Origin of the sequence: Micromonospora sp. NPDC051227 (assembly GCF_044455385.1) — a bacterium.
Taxonomy (GTDB): Bacteria; Actinomycetota; Actinomycetes; order Mycobacteriales; family Micromonosporaceae; genus Micromonospora.
In genome coordinates, this window is record NZ_JBITET010000018.1 from 99410 (window position 1) to 106214 (window position 6805).

A 6805-nucleotide genomic window follows, 5' to 3' on the forward strand; every position below is an offset into this window, starting at 1 on the left:
AATACCACCGACGTCGCGCTGACCAGGCTCAGCTCAGCACGACCTCGTGAGGTTCAGGTGTCGGCGCGGCGGTCGGCGTCGTCCGACGGCGCACGACCCGCCAGACAGCGCCGGCCACGGCCACCACCAGGAAGGACGCGATCGCCACCAGCACCACCGAGGCGCCCGGTGCGGTGTCCGCCGTGGCCGCCACCCAGACACCCGAGCCGGCGGCGAAGAGACCGAGAGCCATCGCGGCGGCCATCGTGCTGCGGAAGCCCCGGGTGACCTGCTGGGCGGTGGCGACCGGCACCACCATCAACGCGCTGATCAGCAGCACGCCGACGGCCCGCATGGCGATGGTCACGGTGACCGCGGTGGCGACGGCGATCAGCAGGTTCAGCGTGCGGACGGGCAGGCCGGAGACCCGGGCGTACTCCTCGTCGTGACTGACCGCGAAGAGCGCCGGCCGCAACGCGATCATCGTGACCAGGATCGCCGCGCCGAGCAGCGCGATGGTGGTCAGGTCGGCGGGCGAGATGGTGGTCAGCGACCCGAACAGGTAGGCGTTGAGGTTCGCGCTGGTCGCGTCGGAGAGGCCCACCAGGAGTACGCCGCCCGCGATGCCGCCGTAGAAGAGCAGGGCCAGAGCCAGGTCGCCGGAGGTACGCCCACGGGCCCGGACGATCTCGATGGCGATCGCGCCGATGGTGGCGGCGATCACCGCGACCAGCACCGGTGAGCGGTTGAGCAGCAGCCCCGCCCCGACGCCGGTCAGCGCCACGTGCCCCACACCATCGCCGATCAGCGCCAGCCGGCGCTGCACCAGGTAGATGCCGAGCGCCGGCGCGGCCAAGCCGATCACCAGCGCGCCGATCAGGGCGCGCTGCATGTAGGGGTACTGGAAGAGTTCCATGGGTCAGTTGCTCCACAGCCCGGCGGGCTCGTCGTAGCAGTGCGGGTGCACGTGGTCGTGGTCGGGCTCCGCGTGATGGCCGGCCGGGTCCGGCACCGCGCCGTCGTGGGCGATGCGACCCTCGTGGACGACGACGGCCCGGCTGATCACCGGTCGCAGCGGGCCCAGCTCGTGGGCGACGAGCAGCACCGTTCCGCCGTCGCCGACGAAGTCGCGCAGCGCGCCGGCGAACGCCTCCTGGCTGGCCGCGTCCACCCCGGCGGTGGGCTCGTCGAGAACCAGCAGCTCCGGCTGGCCGGCCAGGGCGCGGGCGATCAGGGTGCGCTGCTGCTGGCCGCCGGAGAGCGTGGACACCGGGTCACCGGCCCGGTCGGCGAGCCCGACTGCGCCCAGCGCGGCGTCGACGGCGGATCGGTCGGCTCGGCCCGGCGGACGCAGGACCCCCCGACGGGCCAGCCGGCCGGAGGCCACCACCTCCCGGACGGTCGCCGGTACGCCGCCGCCGGCGCCCAGGCGTTGCGGGACGTACCCGATGCGTGCCCACTGCCGAAACCGGCGCAACGGCCGGTCGAAGAGGGTGACCGAGCCGGCGCTGATGGGCACCAGCCCGAGCACGGCGCGGATCAGGGTGGACTTGCCCGAGCCGTTGGCGCCGAGGATCGCGACCACCTCGCCGGCGGTCACGGTGAGCGAGATGTCCCGGAGCACGGGGCGGCCGTCGTAGCCGACCACCCCGTGCTCGACGGTGATGACAGGTGAGGTCACGAGCAGCTCAAGGCCGTCTGCAGGGTCCGCAGGTTGGTGCGCATGACCGAAAGGTAGTCCCCGTTGCTGCCGGCGGCGAGCCCTTCGATCGGATCGAGCACGGCGGTCTTCGCGCCGACCTGACCGGCGATGGTCTCGGCCACCTTCGGGCTGACCAGGGTCTCGAAGAAGATCGTGGTGGCCTGGTGCTCCTTGGCCTCCTCGATCACGTGCGCGAGGCGCTGCGGCGAGGGCTCGACGTCCGGGCTCAGCCCGGTGATGCCAACCTGGTCCAGCTGGTAGCGGTCGGCGAGGTAGCCGAACGCGGCGTGGCTGGTCACGATCTCCCGCCGCTGGCAGGTCGCCAGACCGTGCTTGAACTCGCCGTCCAGTGTCGTCAGGTCGGCGCGCAGGGCGGCCGACCGGGTGGTGTAGTCGGCGGCGTGGTCCGGGTCGGCCTTGCCGAGGCGCTGGGCGAGCTGGTCGCCGATGCCGGCCAGCCGGTTCGGGTCGAGCCAGACGTGCGGGTCCTTGCCGCCGCTCTTCTCGGTGTGCCCCTCCTCGCCCTCGTGGTCGTGCCCGCTGGCGGACGCGTCCAACAGCGGCTGCACGCTGGTCACGTCGAACGCCCGGTCGCCGCCGTTCTGGGCCACGGCGTCGTCCACCGCCGGCTGGAACCCCTTGAGGTAGACGATCAGCTCCGCGTCGCTGACCTCACCAACCTGGCTCGGGTTGAGTTCCAGGTCGTGCGGCTCGGCGCCCGGCTTGGCCAGGTTGGTGACCCGGACCGCGTCGCCGCCGATCCGTTCGGCCAGGAACTGGAGGGGATAGAACGCGGCCACCACGTCGACTCGCTGGGGGTCGGCGCCAGCGGCGCCGCCGGTGGAGCAGCCGGCCCCGGCGCCCAGGGCGAGGAGGGCGGTCGCGGCGGCCAGGACACGGTACGTGGCGCGGTTGGTCATGTCGTCAACTGTCCGTGGCAACGATAATGATTGTCAAAAACGCATGATTGCATGTCAGAGGAGCTTCGCGAGGCCCACCGACACCAGCAGGGTGAGCATCACCAGTCGGATCAGCCGGGTCTGCGGCGCCTGAACCGCCCAGGTCGTCGCCAACAGGGCGATCAGGACCCCGGCGAGCGCGAGCGTGAGTAGCCCGCCGATCACCCCGGGCGTGAAGAACGCCACCAGCACCACCACCAGGGTGAGCAGGAACACCGACGTCGGGTTCGCCCCGGCCAACCGGGCGAGCAGAGGGCGCTGCGTACGCTGCATCCCACAGACTCTACGAGGAGGAACCCCCGGTGCTGGTGACCAACCGGTTCGTGGTCGACGTCGATGCCGCCGACGGCTTCACCGAACGGGCGCACGCCGCCCTCACCGCGCTGGCCGCCCGGCCCGGCTACCTGCGCGGCCAACTGGTCCGGGCGCTGGACGACCCCCGGCACTGGTCACTGGTCACCGAGTGGGAGTCGGTCGGCACGTACCGGCGGGCGCTGGGCGCCTTCGAGGTCAAGGTCAGCGCCGTGCCACTGCTCGCCGAGTCCGTCGACGAGCCCTCCGCCTACGAGGCGCTGGCCACCGCCGCCCCGGGCGGGGCCGTGGTCGTCGCCGAGAGTGATCGGGCTGCGGGTCCTTACCGCTGAGCCGCCGGACACTACGCTGCTCCTATGACCGCACCCGCCCCGCCACCCGGTCCCGGGGTGGCTCCGCCGTTCGCCGCGCCGCCCACCGAGGGCCGCCGGACCCGGCTCTGGATCGGCCTCGGCGTCGGCGCGCTCGCCGTGGTGCTCTGCTGTGGCGGGGGTGGCACCGCCGTCGTCGGCCTCGCCGTCAGCGGAGTCCAGGCGATCCGGGAACAGGCCCGCACCGTGACCGGCGACTACTACCAGGCGCTGGTCGAGCGAAACTACGGGCGGGCGTACGACCAGCTCTGCGACGACGCGCAGCGGCGGGAGTCCCGGCCGGAGTTCGAGCGGCGCGCTGCCGCCGAACCGCAGGTGACCGCGTTCCGGGTGGGCGAGGTGGACACCACCTACCTGACCGTGCCGGTCGACGTGACCCTCGACGGCGGCGACCGGGATCGGCAACAGGTCAGCCTCGGCCAGGACGGGCAGACCGGCGGCGTGGAGGTCTGCGAGGTCAGCTGACCCGTCCCCGGTATTCTGCTGGGCTCGGGGGGACGGTGGTCGTACCGTTGTCCCGAACCGACCGTTCCATCCACATCTCGCCCCCGCCGACCGCCAGCCGGCGTAGGAGGAAACATGCCAGCCGACCGTATCGATGCCGTCGTCAGCCTCGCCAAGCGCCGAGGCTTCGTCTTCCCCTCCAGTGAGATCTACGGAGGCACCCGATCGGCGTGGGACTACGGTCCGCTCGGCGTGGAGCTCAAGGAGAACGTCCGCCGGCAGTGGTGGAAGACCATGGTCCAGCAGCGCGACGATGTCGTCGGCCTGGACTCCGCGGTGATCCTGTCCCGCAAGGTGTGGGAGGCGTCCGGCCACATCGCCGAGTTCGTCGACCCGCTCACCGAGTGCCAGTTCTGTCACAAGCGGTTCCGAGCTGACCACCTGGAAGAGGCGTACGCCGAGAAGCACGGTAAGCCGCTGACCTCGCTGGCCGAGCTGAACTGCCCCAACTGCGGCAACAAGGGCACCTTCACCGAGCCGAAGATGTTCAACGGCCTGATGAAGACCTACCTGGGCCCGGTGGAGAGTGACGAAGGGCTGCACTACCTGCGCCCGGAGACCGCGCAGGGCATCTTCGTCAACTACAAGAACGTCGAGACGGTCGCCCGCAAGAAGCCCCCGTTCGGCATCGCGCAGACCGGCAAGTCGTTCCGCAACGAGATCACCCCGGGCAACTTCATCTTCCGGACCCGCGAGTTCGAGCAGATGGAGATGGAGTTCTTCGTCGAGCCGGGCACCGACGAGCAGTGGCACGAGTACTGGCTCCAGGAGCGCTGGAACTGGTACCTCGACCTCGGCCTCTCGGCGGACAATCTGCGCCTGTTCGAGCACCCCAAGGAGAAGCTGTCGCACTACTCGAAGCGGACGGTGGACATTGAGTACCGCTTCCAGTTCGGTGGCACCGAGTTCGCCGAGCTGGAGGGTGTCGCCAACCGCACCGACTTCGACCTCTCCACGCACAGCAAGCACTCCGGCGTCGACCTGTCGTACTTCGACCAGGGCAAGAGTGAGCGCTGGATGCCGTACGTCATCGAGCCGGCCGCCGGTCTGACCCGCGCGGTGCTCGCCTTCCTGCTGGAGGCGTACGACGAGGACGAGGCGCCGAACACCAAGGGCGGCGTGGACAAGCGCACCGTGATGCGGTTCGACCCGAGGCTCGCCCCGGTCAAGGTGGCGGTGCTGCCGCTGTCCCGCAACGAGGCGCTGTCGCCCAAGGCCAAGGACCTCGCGACCCTGCTGCGCAAGCGCTGGGTGGTGGAGTTCGACGACTCGCAGGCGATCGGGCGTCGCTACCGCCGGCAGGACGAGATCGGCACCCCGTTCTGTGTGACTGTCGACTTCGACACCCTGGACGACAACGCGGTGACGGTGCGCAACCGGGACACCATGGCCCAGGAGCGCGTCTCCCTGGACCAGGTCGAGCGCTACCTGATCGAGCGTCTACCCGGCTGCTGAGACTCTGCGCACGGGGCCTCGGCCGACGCGATAAGCGCCGGTCGGGGCCCCGTACACTTGTCCGGTGACCGCCTCGATCGTGCCCGCGCTGCGCCCGCTGACTCTCGGCCAGCACCAGGTGTGGCCGCCGGTCGTGCTCGCGCCGATGGCCGGGATCACCAACATCGGGTTCCGTCGGCTCTGCCGCGAGCAGGGCGGCGGCATCTACGTCTGCGAGATGATCACCACTCGGGCGTTGGTCGAGCGTAACCCGAAGACGCTGCGCATGATCGCGTTCGGCGACGACGAGAAGCCCCGCAGTCTCCAGCTCTACGGCACCGATCCGGAGATCACCGCCGCGGCCGTGCGGATCGTCGTCGAGCGCAACCTGGCCGATCACATCGACCTCAACTTCGGCTGTCCGGTCCCCAAGGTCACCCGGCGTGGCGGCGGCGCGGCCCTACCGTGGCGGCGCCGGCTCTTCGCGCGACTCGTGCGGGCCGCGGTGGCCGCCGCGTCACCGGCCGGGGTGCCGGTCACGGTGAAAATGCGCAAGGGCATCGACGACGACCACCTGACGTACGTCGAAGCCGGGCTCGCCGCCCAGGAGGCCGGCGTGGCCGCGGTCGCCCTGCACGGGCGCACGGCGTCGCAGCGTTACTCGGGCACCGCCGACTGGGACGCGATCGCCACGCTGAAGCAGGCCCTCGACGTGCCCGTGCTCGGCAACGGCGACATCTGGGAGGCCGACGACGCGCTGCGCATGGTGGCCCACACCGGCGTGGACGGCGTGGTCATCGGGCGCGGCTGCCTGGGCCGACCGTGGCTCTTCGCCGACCTGGAGGCCGCCTTCAACGGTCGGCCGGAGCGGCGGCTGCCCACCCTCGGCGAGGTGGCGGTGACCATGCGCCGGCACGCCGAGCTGCTGGTCGACCAGTTCACGGCCGGCGCCCGCAACCCGGCCCGAGGTGAACGGGACGGTTGCACCGACTTTCGTAAGCACGTCGCCTGGTACCTCAAGGGTTTCCCGGTCGGCGGCGAGCTGCGGCGCTCGCTGGCGATGATCGAAAGCCTGGCTCAGCTCGACGACCTGCTCGGCAAACTCGACCCGGCGGAGCCGTTCCCGGTGACCGCCCTGGGGCAGCCGCGCGGGCGTACCAACTCACCCGGCAAGGTCTTCCTGCCGGAGGGTTGGCTGGCCAGCCGGGACGACGACACGGTCCCCGAGGGCGCCGAGATGGACGACTCCGGCGGCTGACTCCCCGGGCTGGCTGAGCTTCCTGGGCGTGGGGGTTGGCTGAGCCCCTGGCCGGTGACCCTGGTCAGCTCGGTTGACCCCTCGACTTCGTTCGAGCCTGCTGAGGGCGCGTGGACAGTGACCCGGTGACGCCGAAGGGCCGGGCCCCGTGGTGGGGTCCGGCCCTTCGGCGTGTGCTGGTGTGCGGGTGTGTGTGGGGTCAGCTGGTGGCGTAGCCGCGGGTGGCGATCCAGTCGGCGAGGTGCTCGGTGCTGATCCAGTAGGAGGCGGTGTTCGGGTCGGCGGA

At 71.1% G+C, this 6805-nt stretch carries 8 protein-coding genes and 1 pseudogene; 4 read left to right on the top strand and 5 right to left on the bottom strand.

Annotated features, from left to right (window positions below; all coding sequences use genetic code 11):
* Positions 1-28 precede the first annotated feature (28 nt).
* Genes ACIA47_RS30060 through ACIA47_RS30075 form a run of 4 tightly spaced genes read right to left on the bottom strand, consistent with a single transcriptional unit; the run spans position 29 to position 2913 of the window.
* On the bottom strand, positions 29-895 hold the full coding sequence (locus ACIA47_RS30060) for a metal ABC transporter permease (protein WP_396711640.1): 867 nt from the start codon (positions 893-895) through the stop codon (positions 29-31).
* Between the two features lie 3 nt (positions 896-898).
* A complete protein-coding gene (locus ACIA47_RS30065) occupies positions 899-1660 on the bottom strand; it encodes a metal ABC transporter ATP-binding protein (RefSeq protein ID WP_091409689.1) in 762 nt (253 codons plus the stop codon).
* Entirely contained in the window at positions 1657-2601 is a 945-nt protein-coding gene (locus ACIA47_RS30070; protein ID WP_396711641.1) for a metal ABC transporter substrate-binding protein, read from the bottom strand. Before ACIA47_RS30070 ends, ACIA47_RS30065 begins: the two co-directional genes overlap by 4 nt.
* Positions 2602-2655: 54 nt before the next feature.
* Positions 2656-2913, bottom strand: coding sequence for a hypothetical protein (locus ACIA47_RS30075; RefSeq protein ID WP_203124316.1), 258 nt, complete (start codon positions 2911-2913; stop codon positions 2656-2658).
* A 29-nt stretch (positions 2914-2942) separates the two neighbouring features.
* Here ACIA47_RS30075 and ACIA47_RS30080 point away from each other — a divergent pair, with 29 nt between their 5' ends.
* From ACIA47_RS30080 to dusB, 4 genes are all read left to right on the top strand, one after another.
* Positions 2943-3284, top strand: a complete 342-nt coding sequence (locus ACIA47_RS30080; RefSeq protein ID WP_112589142.1) for an antibiotic biosynthesis monooxygenase — start codon at positions 2943-2945, stop codon at positions 3282-3284.
* A 24-nt stretch (positions 3285-3308) separates the two neighbouring features.
* Positions 3309-3788 (top strand): hypothetical protein, encoded by a 480-nt coding sequence (locus tag ACIA47_RS30085; protein ID WP_124823385.1) that lies wholly within the window; start codon positions 3309-3311, stop codon positions 3786-3788.
* A gap of 114 nt (positions 3789-3902) precedes the next feature.
* Positions 3903-5282: a glycine--tRNA ligase gene (locus ACIA47_RS30090; RefSeq protein WP_203124314.1), complete on the top strand. Its 1380-nt coding sequence runs from the start codon at positions 3903-3905 to the stop codon at positions 5280-5282.
* Between the two features lie 64 nt (positions 5283-5346).
* A complete protein-coding gene (dusB, locus tag ACIA47_RS30095) occupies positions 5347-6519 on the top strand; it encodes a tRNA dihydrouridine synthase DusB (protein ID WP_203124312.1) in 1173 nt (390 codons plus the stop codon).
* A gap of 199 nt (positions 6520-6718) precedes the next feature.
* On the opposite strand, the pseudogene ACIA47_RS30100 reads toward dusB, so the two are convergent.
* Positions 6719-6805: pseudogene (locus ACIA47_RS30100) on the bottom strand (phytochelatin synthase); the annotation flags it as partial.